This window comes from Pyxidicoccus caerfyrddinensis, from assembly GCF_010894405.1.
Lineage (GTDB): Bacteria > Myxococcota > Myxococcia > Myxococcales > Myxococcaceae > Myxococcus > Myxococcus caerfyrddinensis.
Map to the genome: position 1 here is coordinate 57,981 of NZ_JAAIYA010000024.1, position 17,101 is coordinate 75,081.

Annotated in this window: 18 protein-coding genes; 11 read left to right on the forward strand and 7 right to left on the reverse strand. The window is 71.2% G+C overall.

Annotated elements, in window-relative coordinates; genetic code table 11:
* Positions 1-197 precede the first annotated feature (197 nt).
* Together G4D86_RS40330 and G4D86_RS40335 are read left to right on the forward strand one after the other, a co-directional pair.
* Positions 198-1,208, forward strand: coding sequence for an extracellular catalytic domain type 1 short-chain-length polyhydroxyalkanoate depolymerase (locus G4D86_RS40330; protein WP_163999622.1), 1,011 nt, complete (start codon positions 198-200; stop codon positions 1,206-1,208).
* Positions 1,205-1,954, forward strand: coding sequence for a carbohydrate deacetylase (locus G4D86_RS40335; RefSeq protein ID WP_163999623.1), 750 nt, complete (start codon positions 1,205-1,207; stop codon positions 1,952-1,954). Before G4D86_RS40330 ends, G4D86_RS40335 begins: the two co-directional genes overlap by 4 nt.
* Here the strand turns inward: G4D86_RS40335 and G4D86_RS40340 are convergent.
* A complete protein-coding gene (locus G4D86_RS40340) occupies positions 1,938-3,848 on the reverse strand; it encodes an ATP-binding response regulator (RefSeq protein WP_163999624.1) in 1,911 nt (636 codons plus the stop codon). The two genes, G4D86_RS40335 and G4D86_RS40340, sit on opposite strands and share 17 nt — an antisense overlap.
* 195 nt (positions 3,849-4,043) lie before the next feature.
* Here G4D86_RS40340 and queF point away from each other — a divergent pair, with 195 nt between their 5' ends.
* Entirely contained in the window at positions 4,044-4,406 is a 363-nt protein-coding gene (gene queF / locus G4D86_RS40345; protein ID WP_163999736.1) for a preQ(1) synthase, read from the forward strand.
* Positions 4,407-4,422: 16 nt separating this feature from the next.
* Here queF and G4D86_RS40350 read toward each other — a convergent pair whose 3' ends face one another.
* A complete protein-coding gene (locus G4D86_RS40350; RefSeq protein WP_163999625.1) occupies positions 4,423-4,626 on the reverse strand; it encodes a hypothetical protein in 204 nt (67 codons plus the stop codon).
* A gap of 20 nt (positions 4,627-4,646) precedes the next feature.
* Positions 4,647-5,660 (reverse strand): serine/threonine-protein kinase, encoded by a 1,014-nt coding sequence (locus tag G4D86_RS40355; RefSeq protein WP_240360765.1) that lies wholly within the window; start codon positions 5,658-5,660, stop codon positions 4,647-4,649.
* A gap of 196 nt (positions 5,661-5,856) precedes the next feature.
* On the opposite strand from G4D86_RS40355, the gene G4D86_RS40360 reads away from it, so the two are divergent.
* The 6 genes from G4D86_RS40360 to G4D86_RS40385 all read left to right on the forward strand — a co-directional run bounded on the left by G4D86_RS40360 (position 5,857) and on the right by G4D86_RS40385 (position 12,055).
* Entirely contained in the window at positions 5,857-6,069 is a 213-nt protein-coding gene (locus G4D86_RS40360; protein ID WP_163999627.1) for a hypothetical protein, read from the forward strand.
* Positions 6,070-6,150: 81 nt separating this feature from the next.
* Positions 6,151-7,281 (forward strand): phospholipase D-like domain-containing protein, encoded by a 1,131-nt coding sequence (locus G4D86_RS40365; RefSeq protein WP_163999628.1) that lies wholly within the window; start codon positions 6,151-6,153, stop codon positions 7,279-7,281.
* A gap of 246 nt (positions 7,282-7,527) precedes the next feature.
* Entirely contained in the window at positions 7,528-8,166 is a 639-nt protein-coding gene (locus tag G4D86_RS40370) for a hypothetical protein (protein ID WP_240360750.1), read from the forward strand.
* Positions 8,163-9,074 carry a DUF3396 domain-containing protein gene (locus G4D86_RS40375; RefSeq protein WP_163999630.1) on the forward strand — a complete coding sequence of 304 codons (912 nt, stop codon included), beginning with the start codon at positions 8,163-8,165 and terminating at the stop codon, positions 9,072-9,074. Before G4D86_RS40370 ends, G4D86_RS40375 begins: the two co-directional genes overlap by 4 nt.
* A gap of 91 nt (positions 9,075-9,165) precedes the next feature.
* Positions 9,166-10,680 (forward strand): Ppx/GppA phosphatase family protein, encoded by a 1,515-nt coding sequence (locus G4D86_RS40380; RefSeq protein ID WP_163999631.1) that lies wholly within the window; start codon positions 9,166-9,168, stop codon positions 10,678-10,680.
* A 154-nt stretch (positions 10,681-10,834) separates the two neighbouring features.
* The gene (locus G4D86_RS40385) at positions 10,835-12,055 is read left to right on the forward strand and encodes a zinc-dependent alcohol dehydrogenase (RefSeq protein ID WP_163999632.1); all 1,221 of its coding nucleotides are present in this window, start codon (positions 10,835-10,837) and stop codon (positions 12,053-12,055) included.
* A 38-nt stretch (positions 12,056-12,093) separates the two neighbouring features.
* Here the strand turns inward: G4D86_RS40385 and G4D86_RS40390 are convergent, their stop codons facing one another.
* Both G4D86_RS40390 and G4D86_RS40395 read right to left on the reverse strand, forming a co-directional pair.
* Positions 12,094-13,119 carry an S-adenosylmethionine:tRNA ribosyltransferase-isomerase gene (locus G4D86_RS40390; RefSeq protein ID WP_163999633.1) on the reverse strand — a complete coding sequence of 342 codons (1,026 nt, stop codon included), beginning with the start codon at positions 13,117-13,119 and terminating at the stop codon, positions 12,094-12,096.
* On the reverse strand, positions 13,116-13,844 hold the full coding sequence (locus G4D86_RS40395; RefSeq protein ID WP_163999634.1) for an SDR family NAD(P)-dependent oxidoreductase: 729 nt from the start codon (positions 13,842-13,844) through the stop codon (positions 13,116-13,118). Before G4D86_RS40395 ends, G4D86_RS40390 begins: the two co-directional genes overlap by 4 nt.
* 85 nt (positions 13,845-13,929) lie before the next feature.
* Here G4D86_RS40395 and G4D86_RS40400 point away from each other — a divergent pair, with 85 nt between their 5' ends.
* Positions 13,930-14,487, forward strand: coding sequence for a helix-turn-helix domain-containing protein (locus G4D86_RS40400; RefSeq protein WP_163999635.1), 558 nt, complete (start codon positions 13,930-13,932; stop codon positions 14,485-14,487).
* Here G4D86_RS40400 and G4D86_RS40405 read toward each other — a convergent pair whose 3' ends face one another.
* Positions 14,488-15,120, reverse strand: coding sequence for a 2OG-Fe(II) oxygenase (locus tag G4D86_RS40405; protein ID WP_240360751.1), 633 nt, complete (start codon positions 15,118-15,120; stop codon positions 14,488-14,490).
* Between the two features lie 54 nt (positions 15,121-15,174).
* Here G4D86_RS40405 and G4D86_RS40410 point away from each other — a divergent pair, with 54 nt between their 5' ends.
* A complete protein-coding gene (locus tag G4D86_RS40410; protein ID WP_163999636.1) occupies positions 15,175-15,789 on the forward strand; it encodes a DUF4230 domain-containing protein in 615 nt (204 codons plus the stop codon).
* A 9-nt stretch (positions 15,790-15,798) separates the two neighbouring features.
* Here G4D86_RS40410 and G4D86_RS40415 read toward each other — a convergent pair whose 3' ends face one another.
* Entirely contained in the window at positions 15,799-17,058 is a 1,260-nt protein-coding gene (locus G4D86_RS40415) for a tetratricopeptide repeat protein (RefSeq protein ID WP_205520209.1), read from the reverse strand.
* Between the last annotated feature and the right edge of the window lie 43 nt (positions 17,059-17,101).

The window sequence follows — 17,101 nt, forward strand, 5'->3', positions numbered from 1 at the left end:
AGCAAGGGACGCCTCCGTCCCGCCGCGCTTCGCGTAGGATGACGTGGCCCAGTTCATTTCGCCAAGCGATACGTGCAGGCCTCCGCACGGCCCCGGCATTTCGCCAAGCGATACGCAGCGATCCTAACGCAGCGCGCGCAATAGAATTGCGCTGTCCGCCGCGCCTCCGACGCGTCGGTCCCATTACCCTCCCCGCCATGCACCACCCCCGCCTCACGCTCGCGCTCACCGCCCTGCTCCTCGGCGCCGCCGCGTGCGCCTCGTCCCAGCCGCATGACACCCACCGGGACGCTCCGGCCGCCAGCGCTTCCCCGGAACCGCCCGTCTCCGAGCGCACCGCCTGCACCGGCCTCACCGTGGGGCCCGGCACCTACGCGTGGACGGTGAAGCACGAGGGCCGCACGCGCACCTACCGCGTCCACGTCCCGCCCGGCTACGACGCCACCCGGCCCGCGCCCGCCGTGCTGGCCTTCCACGGCTTCGGCTCCAACGAGCTCAAGATGGAGACCTTGACGGGCCTGTCCACGCTGGCCGACACGGAGGGCTTCGTCGCCGTGTACCCGCGCGCGCTCAGCCCCGCGGAAATCAGCGGTACCGGCACCCAGGACTCGCCCCGGAGCTGGAATGCCGGCGGGTGCTGCTTCCCTGCCCGGGGCGTCGTGGACGACGTGGGCTTCGTGGACGCGCTGCTGGCGGACCTGGATGCGCGCGTGTGCGTGGACCCGCACCGCACCTACGCCATGGGCTTCTCCAACGGCGGCTACTTCACCTACCGGCTGGCCTGCGAGCGCGCCAACCGCTTCGCCGCCGTCGCCCCCGTGTCCGGCCCGGAGAACGTCAGCCCCTGCACGCCGTCGCGCCCGGTGCCGGTGCTGCACTTCCACGGCACCGACGACGACCTCATCCACTACGCGGGCGGCAACAACCTCGGCCGCTATGGGGAGGTCTACCCCGGCGCCGAGGAGACCGTGCGGCGCTGGGCGAAGCGCAACGGCTGTGGCGATACCGCCGTGCAGACGTACCAGCAGGGCGACAGCACCTGTACCGCGTACACCGGGTGCACGCCCCAGAGCGCCACCGCCTCGCTGTGCACCGTGCAGGGAGGCAAGCACGCGTGGCCGGGATACCCCACCTTCAACAACGGCACGCTGAACCTGGACGCCACGCGTGAGGCGTGGCGCTTCTTCAAGGAAAGAGCCCGTCCATGAGCGCCCGCGCCCTCATCATCAACGCCGACGACCTGGGCTACGACCCGGCCGTCACCCGAGGCATCCTCCGCTCCATGCGCGAGGGCGTCGTCTCCTCGGCCACCTTCATGGTGAACACGCCCTTCTCCGAGGCCGCCGCGCGCGAGGCCCGGGGGCTGTCCATCGGCCTGCACCTCAACCTCGCCCGGGGCACGCCCGTGTGGAGCGGCTTCCCCCGCGCGCTGCTCGGCGAGGACGGCGGCTTCGTGGAGGCCCGCGCCGCCTCCCTGCCGCCGGACGTGGTGGAGGCGGAGGTCTTCGCGCAGCTCGCGCGGCTCGCGGGGCTGCTCGGCCGGCCCGCCACCCACGTGGACGTGCACAAGCACCTGCACCGCCACCCGCACGTGCTGGAGGGCCTGGCCCGCGCCGCCCGCGCTTCGGGCCTGCCGGTGCGCTCCATCGACCCGGGCATGCGGCGCGCGCTGGAGTCCCACGGCGTGGCCACCAACGCGCACTTCATCGGAGACGCGGGCACGGACGCGTACTGGACGCTGGAGCGCTTCGAGCAGCACCTGGCCTCGCTGCCCGCGGACGGCGTCATCGAGCTGATGTGCCATCCGGGCTACCGGCCGGAGACGCTGAAGAGCGGCTACGCCGCCCAGCGCGAGGTGGAGCTGGAGACGTTCCTCCACCCGAAGGCCCGCGAGGTGCTGGCGAAGGCCGGCGTCGTCCCGGCGGACTTCCGCGTCCTCACACCCGGGGGCTGAGCCCCGCGAGCGGTGCCTCGGGCGTGGCCAGCTCACCGGGCCGGCGCCGCTCCACCATCAGCACGTTGCGCACCCGCGCCACCAGTTCGTCGGGGAGGTACGGGCGGGTGCACAGCGAGGTGCCCTCCTGTGCCCACCAGGGCCGCTCGTCGCCGGCCAGCAGAATGGGCACGGGCCGCGCGCGGGGCAGCGTGGCGAAGGTCTCCAGGAAGACGCCCGCCTGCCCGTGCGTGGCGCTGGTGGACAGGACGATGAGGTCCACCGGCAGGTGCGTGGCCCGGCGCAGCGCCTCCGCGCCGTCGCGCGCGGTGAGCACCTCATAGCCCTCCGCCAGCAGCACGCGCTCCGCCACCGACTCCTGCGCGCGGTCCTCGTCCAGCAGCAGCACCCGGCGCGGCAGCCGCTTCACCTCTTGCGACGACATGCGCGGCAGGCTCACCGTGAAGGTGCTGCCGTGGCCCTCCGAGCTGGACAGCGAGAGCGCGCCCCGGTGCAGCTTGGCAATGGAGTGGCTGATGAAGAGGCCCAGCCCCAGCCCGCCGAAGTTGCGGTGCGACACGTTGCGCGCACGGTAGAAGCGCTGGAACACCTGCGACTGGTCCGCGCCCGGAATGCCGATGCCGTGGTCCTGCACGTGGATGCGCGCCTCGCCGTGCGCCCGCTCCACGGAGATGGAGATGGGCTCGCCCGCGGCGCTGTACTTGTGCGCGTTCTCCAGCAGGTTGACGAGCACCTGCTCCAGCCTGTCCCTGTCGCCCTGCACCCAGACGCGCTCGCGCGGCACCTCGACGGTGAAGGGCCGCTCGAAGGCGGCGCGGAAGTGGTCCACCACCTCCGCCACCAACTGCCCCACCTCCAGCGGCGCCAGGTTGAGCGCCAGCTTCCCGGCGTCCAGCCGCGACGCGTCCAGCAGGTCATCCACCAGCCCCGCCAGCCGGTCCACCTGCCGCTTGGACTTGAGCACCGAGCCCAGCTCCACCGGCTGCCCCGCGGAGATGCGCTTCTCCATGGTGTACAGGCTCAGCTTCAGCGGGGTGAGCGGCGTCTTCAGCTCGTGGCTGGCGATGGACATGAACTCCTCGCGCACCTGGAGCGCCGCCTTCGCCTCACGCAACAGGCGCGCGTTCTCCACCGCCACCGCGAGCTGGTTCGCCGCCGCGCTCCACAGCTCCAGCTCGCGCACGGAGAAGGACGTGCCCTGCTCCTTGTAGAGCAGCAGCAGGCCCACCGTGCGGCGCGGCGCGCACAGCGGCACCGCGGCGAAGATGGAGCCCATGGCATCCCCGTAGCCGCGCTGGATTCCGAGCTGCGGCTGGCGCGAGGCCAGCGCCTGCCGGAACGGGTCCTCCTCCACGTCGAAGGTGTCCTCCGGCGAGTCCGCGCCCGCCAGGTCCGACACGGCGGCCCGGCGCAACTCCTTGCCCTCCTCGCAGAGGAAGACTTCGGCGCGCCGCACCTGCGCGCAGCGCACCAGCGCCACCACGGCCGCCGCGCAGACGCTGTCCACCTCGAAGGTCTCCCCCACCGCGCGGGCAATCTCCTGCACCGCCTGGGAGAAGGCGCCCTCGTCGTCCACGCCGGAGGGCTCGACGACGAGCCAGGCGCCCGGCTGCTCGCCCGCCTTCGCGGGCCGCACCTGCACGCGCACCTGCCGGAGCGCGCGGGTGATGACGTGGCCGGTATGGGCCCGGCCCTCGCGGATGGCGCGCTCCACCGCGTCCAGGCTGCGGCCGCGCTCGAGTGCGTCCAGCAGGTCGCCCCCCGCGCGCAGCTCCACGCCCGTCTTGTGGGAAAAGCCGTCCTCACACCACTGGACGCGCAGGTCCGGCCCGACGCGAATCAATGCGAGCGGAAGGCACGAAAAGGCATCTTCGACGTCGGAAGGAAGCGGCATGTGCTCAGGGCGGGGGGAGAGACCCACTGGGGATTATGAGCCCCTCCCCTGGCTGGCAACCGGCCCACCCCCCGGATTCCCCGCTGGTGGACGCCGGGCACGTTGGGGGGCCGACAGATGCCCCCCGGGGCAGCCGGCAAGGCGACATCCACGCGACGGATGACACTCGGCGTCGGTGTGGTAGACGACATCGTCATGCCCTCGCAGCCGACCAAGGACATCCAGACCTTCCCCAACCCCGCAGCCGATCGCGACTACGAGATTGCCTTCGACTGTCCGGAGTTCACCTGTCTGTGCCCCCTGACGGGCCAGCCGGACTTCGCCCGCTTCAAGATTACGTACGTGCCCGACCAGCTCTGCGTGGAGCTCAAGAGCCTCAAGCTCTACATGTGGGCGTACCGGAACGAGGGGGCCTTCCACGAGAAGGTCACCAACACCATCGCGGACGACATCATCAAGGCCATCCAGCCGCGCAAGCTCACCGTGGTGGGCGACTTCTTCGTGCGCGGCGGCATCGGCACCATCGTCACCGTCACGCACGAGAAGAAGAAGGGCTGAAGCCGCCGCCCGCGGGCTACTGCTGCTCCTGCGGCTGCTGGAGCAGGTCGTCGGCCCGCTTCTGCATGTCCCCTTCAATCCGGTCAGCGGCCTTGCGCGCGGTGTCCAGTCCGCGCGCGGCGGCCGCTTCGGGGTCCATGCGCGCGGGGCGGTACAGGGCGTACCAGACCCCCGCGGCGACGATGCTCATGCCCAACACGAAGGTGACGATGCGTCCCATGGGATGCCTCCTGCCTTTTTTCAGCGGAAGAGCTGCTCTATCAACGGGGCCCACTGCGACTGGCTGAGGTAGAGCCCCGCGCCCGCGGCCGTGACGACCGCGGCGGCGGCGGCCAGCACCCACTTGAGGCTGCCACCGGAGCCGGAGCGGGGCATGTCGAACACCTCCACCGCGGCGTCCAGCTCCTGCGGGCGCAGGAGCTGCTGGGCCTCCGTCTCGGTGAGCTTGTTGCGGTGGCGGAGGAAGGCCACGAGCAGCGCCGCGTGGGAGATCTGCACCTCCTGCGCGAGGAACACGTCCAGCTCGCGGCGCATGGCGGCGGCGTCCGGGAAGCGGTCCTCCGGCTTCACCTCCATGGCGCGCTGGATGATGCGGGCCAGCGGGGCGGGCACGTTGGGCGCCACCTTGGAGAGCGGCGTGTACTTGCCGTCGCGAATCTTCGCGAAGACCTCGCCGGCCGTCTTGCCGTGGAAGGGCCGGGCGCCGGAGAGGGCCTCGTAGAGGAGCACGCCGAGCGAGAAGATGTCGGTGCGCCCGTCGAGCGGCGCGCCCGTCACCTGCTCCGGTGACATGTACGAGGGCGTGCCCACGGCCATGCCCTGCTGGGTGAGCGCCTCCAGGCCCACGTCCTTGGCGATGCCGAAGTCCATCAACTTCACCTCACCGGCCTTGGTGAGCATGACGTTGGCCGGCTTGAGGTCGCGGTGGATGATGTGGCGGAAGTGCGCGTGGTCCAGCGCGCTGGCGATGCGCGCGGCGATGACGCCGGTGACGTCGGGCGGCAGCGGCCCCTCGCGGATGAGCGTGTGGAGGGTGGGCCCGTCCACCAGCTCCAGAATCATGAAGAGGCTGTCGGCCTTCTCCACCAGGTCGTAGAGCGTGACGATGTTCTGGTGGCGGAAGGCGGCCAGCGCGAGCGACTCGCGACGGAAGCGCGACAGCGTCTCCTTGTCGCGCTGTCCCGACGGGAGCAGCTCCTTGATGGCGACCTCGCGCTGCAGCATCTCGTGCAGGCCGCGATACACGACGGCCATGCCGCCGCGGCCCAGCTCTCCGAGCACGCGGTAGGCGCCAATCTTCCGATGACGTGTGGCTTTTTCTGCGGGGGGCACGGCGCGGAGGGTAGCGGACCCTACGCGCACCGTCGATGGGCCGTGTGGCCACCCACCGGGCAGGCGAGTCCAAGGGGGGATGACTCCACGGTGGAGTCCGCTACCCTGCGTGCCCCCCATGAAGAACCTTCGATTCCTCGTCCCCGTCCTCGCCCTCTTCGCCCTTCAGGGTTGCATCTACCACCGCGGCCTCAAGGAGGCGCAGTCCTCTCCGTCCAAGTCGAATAAGTCCAAGTCCAACAGCAAGCAGTGCCACCCGAGCCAGTACTGGGATGGCGACCAGTGCCGTCACAAGGGCAAGGGCAAGGGCGCTCGCAAGCACGACGACTGAGTCGGTCGCGTGTGAGACGGCCCCCGTGTCACCCGGGGGCTGTCCCGCTTCCGCTCCGGGAGCGGTAGGGTGAGGGCGTCCATGCGCACCGAAGCCACCCTGCCCCCGCTGACCGTTCCTCCCCTGCCTTCCGTCCGGGAGGAGGCGGCGGAGCGCATCACCCTGCTGGATGGCGGGACGGAGGCGTACCCGCGGATGCTGGAGGCCATCGCCTCCGCGAAGCAGCGGGTGCACCTGGAGGTCTACACCTTCGAGCGCGAGGGTGTGGGTGCGCGCTTCCTCGACGCGCTGGTGGCGGCGGCGCGGCGGGGTGTGACGGTGAAGGTGGTGGTGGACGGCTGGGGCAGCATCAAGGCCAGCAGCCACCTCACCGAGACGCTGAAGGCCGCGGGCGCGAAGGTGCGCGTGTACAACCCGCTCACCTCGCTGTGCACCGGCCGCTCGTGGCGCAACCACCGGAAGATTCTCCTCGTGGATGACGCGGTGGCGTTCCTGGGTGGCATCAACATCGGGGATGCGTATGCGGCGCACGGTGACGAGCCGGGGTGGGCGGACCTGGCGGTGGAGCTGCGCGGGGACATCTGCCGGCAGCTGGGCGCGAAGCTGCACGCGGGCGCGTCCGCGCTGGTGTCGGGGCCGGTGAGCCTGTTCCTGTCGGGCCTGGGTGGTGGGCACCGGCTGCGCAAGCGGTACCTGTCCGCGATTGATGGGGCCCAGCGCGAGGTGGTGCTGGCGCACGCGTACTTCCTTCCGGACATGCGCTTCGTACGGGCGCTGAAGCAGGCGGCGCGGCGGGGGGTGAAGGTGTCCCTGCTGCTGGCCGGGCGCAGCGATGTCGTGTTTGCCCGGGCGGCGACGATGCGGCTGTACCGCGAGTTCCTGCGCGCGGGCGTGGGCATCTACGAATGGACGGCGTCCACGCTGCACGCGAAGGCGGCGGTGGTGGATGGGGAGAAGCTGCTGGTGGGCAGCTTCAATCTGGACCCGTTGTCGCTGGTGAATCTGGAGACGCTGGTGGAGGTGGCGGAGCCGCGCGTGTCGGCGCAGGCGTCGCTGTGGCTGGAGAAGCACATGGCGGTGTCCCGGCGCGTGCTGCTGGAGCAGTGCGGACGGTCGCCGTTGCAGCAGTGGTTGCTGGATGTGGTGGGGCTGGCGGTGGCGCGGTTCGCCGAGCGGTTCGCGAGCTTCATTGGCCGGCGGCGGAAGCGGTAGCAGTGCGCGGTTGCGGGTTCCCCTCATTCTGGAGGGACGGGTCCGGTTCGTAGAGTCCCCGCTCCTTGCGGAGGGGACATGCGACTGTGGCTGGTGGTGGTCTGTGGCGTGCTCGTCGGGTGCGCGGGGACGCAGGAGCGGCGGGGACAGGCGGAGGGGTACCGTCTGGACTCGGCTTCGGCGGGATGCCGGCAGAGTCCGACCGCGTGTGCCGCCGCGACAGGGAAAGAGGCGGTCACTCCAGGGATGAAGGCCGCGAAGGTGGTGGCCACGGCCGCTGCCGTGGCTGCCGAGGTGCTGCGGCTGTTCGAAGAGCAGCGGGGCCCTCTTGAAAAGGCTCTTGAGGAGTGCGCGGACCTGGCGCGATCCAAGGTACTGCTGGAGCAGTTCAGCGGGAGGGTTCCCACTGCCGAGCAGTGCAGAGCCGAGGTGGAGAGGGACGCGAAGGGCCGACCTGTGACCCTGGCCATGAAGCTCGGCACGGAGATGCACAAGGTGGCGCTCGAATGCGCACAGCCGAAGCTCGCGAAGCTCCGCCCCGGGGGCTTCAGCCTGGAGCCGCGCTACCTCTACGACCCCACTACCGGGAAGTGGAGCCTGACGAGCCGCGAAAAGGAGCAGTCACTGCTCACGGACGGCCCCTTGAGTGAGCTGAAGAGCTCTCTCGTGCCCGACATCGTCATCCACACGGGCGACCCTCGCCGCGCATTGACCGCCTATGACTTCAAGTTTCCTTGCGCGGACATCACACGCATTGTTCCGTGGACTGACTATCCTCCAGGGCCGCCTCATTTCGGTCGCACCCAGGAGAAGGCGTACCTGAAGGAATTGGAGCTGACTGCATCACCGGTGCGCATTCAACCCAGGCTTGGGGTCATCCGATGAACGAACATTTCCCGAGGATTCGGCTACGAGCGCAGAGCGGATACATGCTTGTTCGTGATGGTCTGAGCCTTTGCTTCTTCATGAAGCGCCTGCACTCCGAAATCGCTCCAGGTGTCATGCGCTCACTCGAATATTACCTTCAGGCTCTCGGCCCCTCGGCACTTGATGCGTACGCAGACTCGAACGGAGAGTGGCAGCCGCTCGATGAAGGTGGATGGAGGCACATCCGCCAAGCCATCTTGAAGCCGATCTACGCGAACATTCATCTGGTCGATGCAGCCGGCGGGGAGGAGCGCTACCGCTTCGACTATCGAGGGCGAGAACTCGGCGATCCGTCCCTTCGCTCCGATCCCACGGAGGTCTGCTTCGTTTCCTATTGGTTGCCCACGGAGCTCCTGGAAGAGCGTGGGCCGCAATGGGTCCGCGAGCTGATACTGGGAGTTGCCGCCCCCCTGCCCTTCGACTCAGGCAACGCGGGACTCGCCTTCAACTGCGAAATGGACCTGTTGGGCGTGGCGCGAGAGGTCCATAGATACTGCTTCCGCCATCCCGGCATGGATGTGCTCCATCCGAGCTTGACCACCTCGAACATTGGCACCCAGGTCCACGGCCCCTCCTGGCTCACCTTCCTGGGCCAGCCCGTGCTCGGTGAATTGGGTGGCGCCGCCGGCCTGCGCTCCAGGCTCAAGACGCCTGGAACCACCGTGCAGGAGATGGAGGGCGACCGGGCCGTCGTCACCCTGGGCCTCTGGCCCGAAGCCGGCGACACCGAGCAGGGCAAGGACCTGCCCGCCTACCGCGAGCTGGCCCGCGTCCTGGAGCCGTGGACCCTCTTTGGCGATGCCCGAAGCTTCCTTCGTCTGGACCCGGACGAGGCCCGCCGCTGGGAGCGCCGCTTCCTCGACTGAAGCCCTGCTCGCCACACGGCCGTCACACGACGCTTGCGTGCGGTTCCCGCTGCGTCCACGTGCCGTCGCGCCCTACACTCGGCGGCACGCCATGCCCACTCCCACCCTTCAGCCCGTCCTCGCCGCCATCGACGTGGGCACCAATGCCGTGCGCCTGGAGCTGGCCCGCCCGGATGCCGACGGCTCGCTCGAGACGCTGCACCAGGAGCGAGACCCCATCCGCCCCGGCGAGGGCGTCTTCGCCACCGGCGCCATGCCGGAGGAGACCGCCGAGCGGCTCCTGTCCACCCTGCGCCGCTACGCCGCCCTCTGCCGCCGCCACAAGGCCCAGGTGCGCGCCGTCGCCACCAGCGCCCTGCGCGAGGCCCGCAACAGCAGCGACATCGTCCGCCGCGTCCGCGAGGAGGCCGGCCTCACCCTCGAGGTCGTCAGCGGCAAGGAGGAGGCCCGCCTCATCTGCCTCGGCGTCCTCCACCGCAAGCCCCCCGGCACCCGCTCCCTCCTCATCGACATCGGCGGCGGCAGCACCGAGGTCGCCACCGCCGTGGGCGAGAAGCCCGACAACCTCTGGAGCCTCTCGCTCGGCTCCGTGCGCCTCACCGAGGTCTTCGAGGCCTCCGGCACCGTGACGGCCAAGCAGCTGCGCCTCATGCGCAGCTTCGTCTACGAGGCCCTGCGCAAGACGCTCCCCGAGCAGCTGCCCAACCTGCCCCGCGTGGCGCTCGGCTCGTCCGGCACCATCAACGCCGTGGTGGCCTTCGCCTCCAGCGAGAGCAGCGGCAACGCCACCGTGCGCCAGCTCACCCAGGCCGTGGACACGCTCGCGGACATGCCCCCCGAACGCCGGCGCAAGCGCTTCGACCCCAAGCGCGCGGACATCATCGTCTCCGGCGCCGTCATCCTCGAGGCCGTGGTCCGGCACCTGGGCGTGGAGTCCGTCAGCGTCGTCAACCGCGGCCTGCGCGACGGCATCCTCGTGGACCTGCTCTACCGCCAGGACGAGGAGCGCGAGGACCACAGCCTCGCCGACGCCGCCATCGTCATGGGCCAGCGCTTCTTCTTCGACGAGAAGCACGCGCGCCAGGTCTCCCGCCTCTCCCTCTCCCTCTTCGACGGGCTCGCCGCCCTCCACCAGCTCCCGCTGTCCGTGCGCCCCTACCTGGAGGTCGCCGCGCTGCTGCACGACGTCGGCCACGCCGTCAGCTACGAGCGCCACCACAAGCACACGTACTATCTCATCCGGAACGCGGACATCCCCGGGCTCGCAGACCGAGAGCGCGAGCTGGTGGCCCGCATCGCCCGCTACCACCGGCGCAGCCCGCCGGAGCTGGCCCACTCCGGCATGGTGGGCCTCAACCCGACCGAGGCCCGCACCGTGCGCAAGCTGGCCACCCTGCTGCGCGTGGCCAACTCGCTGGACTTGAGCCACCACCAGCCCATCAAGGACTTCAAGGTGACGAACGGCAAGGACGGCGTCGCGCTGCACCTGCACACGCGCCAGCCCGTGGACCTGGAGCTGTGGAACGTGGAGCACGAGGTGGTGAACTTCCGCCGCGTCTTCGGCAAGCGGCTGTCGTTCCACGTCCACCACGCCGGCTCGCGGTAGCGCTCGCCCGTCCGGCCGCTGTCCGGAAGAGGAGGCGGCGCTCGCTTTGCCCCCACCCCGGGCGATGCCCAGCCTCCAAGGCGCACGGGTCCGCCCTCTCGCTGGGCCCGTCCGCCTTGGGACCAGGGCCCCACGAGGGGCAGGAGCGCGCGCGATGAAGGCTGTCGTTTTCCATGGGATTGGGGACATCCGGCTCGACGAGGTGGAGGAGCCGAACATCGAGAAGCCGACGGACGCCGTCGTCCGGCTGAGCGCGAGCGCCATCTGTGGCACGGACCTCCACATGATTCGCGGCACCATGCCGGGCATGAAGCCGGGCACCATCCTCGGCCACGAGGGCGTGGGCTATGTCGAGTCGCTCGGCGACGACGTGCGCAACTTCAACGTCGGCGACCGCGTCGTCATCTGCTCCACCATCGCCTGCGGCAACTGCTCGTACTGCCGCGCCGGCTACTACGCGCAGTGCAACGACGCCAACCCCAACGGCCCCGCCGCGGGCACCGCCTTCTTCGGCGGCCCGGCGACGACGGGGCCCTTCCACGGCATGCAGGCGGAGAAGGTGCGCGTGCCCTTCGCGCACGTGGGCATGGTGAGGGTGCCCGAGGGTGTCACCGACGAGCAGGCCATCCTCGTCTCCGACATCTTCCCCACCGGCTACTTCGGGGCGGAGCTGGCGGAAATCAAGAACGGCGACACCGTGGCGGTGTTCGGCTGCGGGCCGGTGGGCCTGTTCGCCATCGCCAGCGCGAAGCTGATGGGCGCCGGCCGCGTCTTCGCCATCGACTGCCACGAGGACCGCCTGGACCTGGCCCGCACGCAGGGCGCCGAGGTCATCAACTTCGACCAGGAGGACCCCGTCGAGACGCTCAAGCGCCTCACCAACGGCATCGGCGTGGACCGCGCCATCGACGCGGTGGGCGTGGACTCCATGCACGCCCACCACGGCCCGGCGGAGAAGGCCGCCAAGGCCGAGAAGGCCGAATTCAAGCGCGAGGTGAAGGAGGCCGCTCCCAAGACGAACCCGGACGGCAACAACTGGGTGCCGGGCGATGCGCCCGCGCAGGCGCTGCTGTGGGCGGTGGACGCGCTGGCGAAGGCGGGCACGCTGTCCATCATCGGCGTCTACCCGCAGCAGGTGCGCACGTTCCCCATCGGCATGGCGATGAACAAGAACCTCACGCTGAGGATGGGCAACTGCAACCACCGCAAGTACATCCCCAAGCTGCTGGAGCTGGTGCGCACCGGCGTCGTGGACCCCACGTCCATCCTGTCCCACGTGGAGCCCATGGGCAGCGCCATCGACGCCTACCGCAACTTCGACCTGCGCAAGCCGGGCTGGGTGAAGGTGGAGCTGGAGCCGTCGCAGATTCAGTGACGGCCTCCGAGGCTCCAAGCCTCGGAGCCTTGGGGCCCTCACGCATCCAGCAGGAGACACGAGTCGCCGAACTCGTGCCCCAGGTAGCCGCTCGCCTCCGCGTGGGCGGCCGCGTCCTTGAGCAGCGGCAGCGGCGCGAAGGACTGGAGCAGCGCATGGTGGCTGCTCCCCGGCTCGTGCACGCCGGTGAGCAGCCCGTGCACCACGCGCGGGACGTAGCCGGGGCCCAGCAGCAGGTCCGTCGTGCCTTCGCCCGCCACCAGCTTCCCACCGTGCTGCGCCGCGCGGCCCTCCAGGGCCCGCACCACGGTGGTGCCCACCGCCACCACGCGTCCTCCCTGGGCCCGGGTGCGCTCCACCGCCTCCACCGTGGCGGCGGGGATGTCCGAGCGCTCGGGCCGGGGCAGCGCCGCGTCCAGCACGTCGTCTCCCGTGGAGGACAGGCCGGCGGCGTGGGTCAGGGTCGCCAGGTGCACGCCGCGCCGGCGCAGCGCCAGCAGCAGGCTCCCCGTGAGGGGCAGGCCCGCGGACGGGGCCTCCATGGCCCATGGCCGCGCGCCATACACCGTCTGCACGTGCCACAGCGCCAGCGGTCCCCCGGTGTACGCGTACTGCACCGGCCGCCCGCCCCGGTACAGGGCCGCCCACAGCGCCGCGCCTTCTTCCGCGAAGGCCACCCGCAAGAGCCTCGGTGAGGGGGGCAGCACCTCCACCACCCGCGTGTTCAGCCCGCCCGCCACGAAGCGCGTGCCCACCGGCAGCACCGGCGGGGGCGGCCGGTCCTCGGTGCGCTTGCGCCAGTCACCCGCGCCGAAGAGCACCGCCGTCCAGGTGCCGTCCGGCTCTCGCGACAGCAGCCGCAATTCGATGCGCTCTCCCGACTCGGTGCGTCCGGACAGGGAGGCGGGCAGCGTGGCGGCGTCGTTGAGCACCAGCAGGTCTCCCGCACGCAGCAGCGACGGCAGGTCCGCCACGTGGGCGTCGGAGAAGCGGCCCGCGCGGGGCTCCACGTGCAGCAGGCGTCCCGTCTCTGGACGCTCGTTGGGCCAGCGCGCGGGCTTCATGCGGCCTCCAGCTTCGCCGCCTCCAGGCGGGTGCCCGAGGGCAGCGACTCCGCCCGCTTTTCCACCAGCGTGACGATGCGCGCCGCCACCGACTCCGGCCGGGCGAGCTTCGAGTAGTCCGCGTCCGGCACCGCGTCGCGGTACATCCGCGTGTCCATCTCCCCCGGGTCCACGTTGAGGAAGCCCACGCCGGTGCCTTCCAGTTCCGCGGCCCAGATGCGGCCCAGGTGCTCCAGCGCCACCTTCGACACGCTGTACGCGCCCCAGCGCGGGTAGGCGGACACCGCAGCGTCCGAGGTGAGGTTCAGCACCAGCCCCTGCCCCCGCACCACCATGCTGCCCGCCACCGCCTTGGTGAGGCGGAAGGGGCCCACCACGTTGACCTCCAGCACGCGCTGCAAGTCCTCGCACGCGGTGTCCAGCAGCAGCGGCAGCGGCGTGGGGCCCAGCGTGCTCGCGTTGTGCACCAGCACGTCGATGGGCCCCACCAGCGCGGTGGCCGCGCCCACCAGCGGGTGAATCGCCTCCTTGTCCCCCATGTCGTACGCGAGCGCGTGAACCTCCAGGTCCTCCGCGCGCAGGGCCGCGGCGGCGGCCTCCATCTCTCCGGCGTGGCGCGCCACGCCCACCACCCGGGCACCCCGGCGGGCGAACGCCGCCATCAGCGCCTGGCCCAGCCCCCGGCTCGCCCCCGTCACCAGTACGGCCTTTCCGACCAGCTTCATGCGTATGTCCTCCATGCCTGGAGGGATACACGGCTCCTGCCAAAGGATTGGTGCGGCGGCCAATGCCTTGGCAGATTGCCAATCCATGAACGACGAGAACCTGCCGGACAGGCTGGCACGCAACATCCGGACGCTCCGCGAGACGCGCGGCGCCACGCAGGCGCAGCTCGCGAAGCTGGCGGGCGTGCCCCGGGCCACCTGGGCGAATCTCGAGTCAGGAGCCGCCAACCCCACGCTGACCGTGCTGCACCGGGTCGCGAGCGCATTGCAGGTGTCCCTGGAGGAGCTCATCGCGAAGCCCCGGGCGAGCGCCCGGCACTACCCTCGCGCCAGCCTCCCCGTGCGCATGCGCGGCGCGGGCATGCTCCGCAAGCTGCTGCCCGACCCGCTGCCCGGCATGGAGTTCGACCGGATGGAGCTGCCGCCCCAGGTGCGCATCACCGGCGTGCCCCACACCCCCGGCACCCGCGAGTACCTCGCCTGCGAGTCCGGCGAGCTGCTGCTCATCGCCAGCGGCGAGCGCTTCCACCTCCAGCCCGGCGACGTCGTCGTCTTCCGGGGCGACCAGAAGCACTCGTATGAAAATCCGGGGACGAAGACGGCCGTGGGCTACTCCGTCGTCCTGCTGGCGCCCGCGGTGTGATCAGCCCGCGTCGCGCCCGTAGTACCAGGCGGTGAGGGCGAGGCGCGGGGCGAAGGCGGGCAGCACCTCGTGCTCGATGCGCTCGCTCAGGAACACCACCAGCCGGTCCAGGGAGGGCTCCACGTCCACGGGCGCCGAGTCCTCCGGGTACAGGCGCAGCACGCCACCGTGTGCCGGCGTCCAGCCCGCGTTGGCGTACCAGATGGCCGTGGCCCGCCGGTTGGACTGTCCGGGGAACGCGTCGCGGTGGCGCGCGTAGTGGGCCCCGCCGCCCGGGTAGCAGGCGAGCTGCAAGTCGAAGCGCCCGAGCCCCAGGTACGCACTGGCGGACAGGGCCTCGCCCAGCTCTCGGAAGGACTCCCACAGCACGCCGAGCGGCGTGCCCGGCTCCGGCAACACCCAGTCGATGAGGTCTCCGCGCACGGCCGTGTCGCGCGTGCGGTCCGCGCCGCGCCGGATGGCCGCGGGCCGCAGGCCGCAGGAGTCCGCGCGGGCCAGGGCCTCGTCCCGCGCCGCGTGCGCCCGTGCCTCGCCCAGGAACGCGGGCCGGATGAAATATCCGCGCGTCCCCAGCGCTTCGACCTCGTCGTCCGTCAGCTCCACCCGGCTTCCTCCACGCGACACGGCGCTCACGCGCACACACCGTGCCCCAGACGTCCCCTCCAGGGAAGGAGGTACACTGTCCCCATGGCGCACCTCTCGCGAGTCCTCACCATCCTCCTGGGTGCCACGCTCGGCGCGGTGGGCGCCTGGCTGCTCCTCCGCTCGCCGCCCACCTCCCTGCCGGACACGCCGTCCGTCGTGCAGCAGATGCGCGACGTGGCCCGGCTGGAGACGCTGGACGTGTCCCTCTACAAGAAGGTGGCCTTCACGCCCCAGCCCGAGACCACCGACGCGCTGTGGAAGGACGTGCTGAGCTGGGCCGCGTACACGATTCGCAATCAGCACGGCCGCGCCATCGTCTTCGCGGACGCGCGGCTGGGCTTCGACTTCCAGCGCTTCGATTCGTCCCACCTCCAGGTGGCCGGCACGCGCGTCTACGTGGTGCTGCCTCCGCTGGAGGTGAAGGTGGAGCTGCGCCCCGGCGAGACGGAGGTCATCGACTCCAACCTGGACAGCGCGCAGACAGCGCAGCTCCTGGAGAAGGCGCGCGTGGCCTTCGAGCAGGAGGTGCGCGCCGATTCACGTCTGCGTCAGCGCGCCCGGGACTCCGCGGAGCGCTCCCTGCGCGCGCTGCTGCTCACGCTGGGCTACCGCGAGGTGCTCTTCGTGGAGAACCTGCCCACGGCCACCGCCGGCTGAGTCGGCGCCTCACGCGGCGGAGAGTCCCTCGGCGGTGAGGGTGAAGACGCCGGGAATCCCATCAGGAGACGGCACCAGTCGCTCCAGGGCCTCCCGCGCGGCAGCGTCCGACTCGCGGCAGACGAGCGCCAGCTCCCTCCGGCCCAGCGACACCCGCAGCGGTTCTTCACCTGCCTCGCGGGCCAGCCGCTCTCGCTGCGACGCGGTGAGCAGGCGTGCTCCGTCGTGGCCATCCCCCGCGACGACGGCCCACAGTCCGGAGAAGGCCTCGGCGAGCCGCACCTCTCCCTGGTCGATGAGGACGGGCCGCACCGGCGCGGGGCTCGCCTCCAGGTTTCGCCAGGCCGCCGCGTCCACCGCCTCGGCCGTGAGTCCCACGAGGGCCAGCGCGGACTCCGGCAGGTAGCGCACGAAGTCGGTGTCCTCCAGCACGTAGAAGACCTCCAGGCCCGCGGGGCCCGGCCGGTGCAGCGCGCCCACCGCCCGCGCGGCGAAGTCCGCCGGCCGCAACACCGGGCGCAGCCGGGACTCCAGCGCGGCGCCCTCCGCGCTCAGGCCCGAGGAGAGGCCTCCCAGCCGTGCCGCCAGCGCGTCCACGTGCGCGGTGAGGTCCTCCGGGCCCGGCGACTCACGCCATGCCGCGTACAGCGAGCCCACGTCCACGCGCCCCACCCCACCCGAGGCGAGCTTCACCAGCAGGTCCTTCCCCTGCCGCCGGAAGGTCACCCGGGCCCGGCCCAGCGCGGCGGCCAGCGCCGTGGTGAACTCCGGGCGCAGCACCTGCTCCTGGGGCATAGGCGGAGCCGGCAGGTCGGCGGTCTCCAGTTCCTCCTTCAGCAGCCGGGCCTCGGCGTCGAAGGGGTCTCGCTCGATCGCCTCCTTCACATACGCGCGGGCCTTGTCGGCCTCACCGCGCCGCAGCCCGAGCACCGCGAGCACCTTGAGGACTTCCGGGTCACTCGGCTCCTGGGCCTGCACCTCGCGCAGCAGTGCTTCCGCGTCGCCGTGGCGCTCCAGGCCCAGCAGCGCCCGGGCCAGCCCCAGGCGCACGGGTACGTCCCGGGGGAAGTCGCGCCGCAGGGACTCCAGCAGCGGCAGGGCCTCGCGCTCGGCGCCCGCGTTGATGAGCGCATGGGCCACCGCGAGCCTCGGCGTGGGGCCGGGAGTGCTGCGTGCCTCCGCGCGCAGCAGGTCCAGCTCCGCGTCGCTGAGACTCTCGCCCGCCTCCACCTTCCGGCGGACGCGCTCCAGTTCTTGAGGGGCGCTCACCCGCGCGACTCTAGTGCCGCGCCCAGTCGGGCCCAACTCCTGG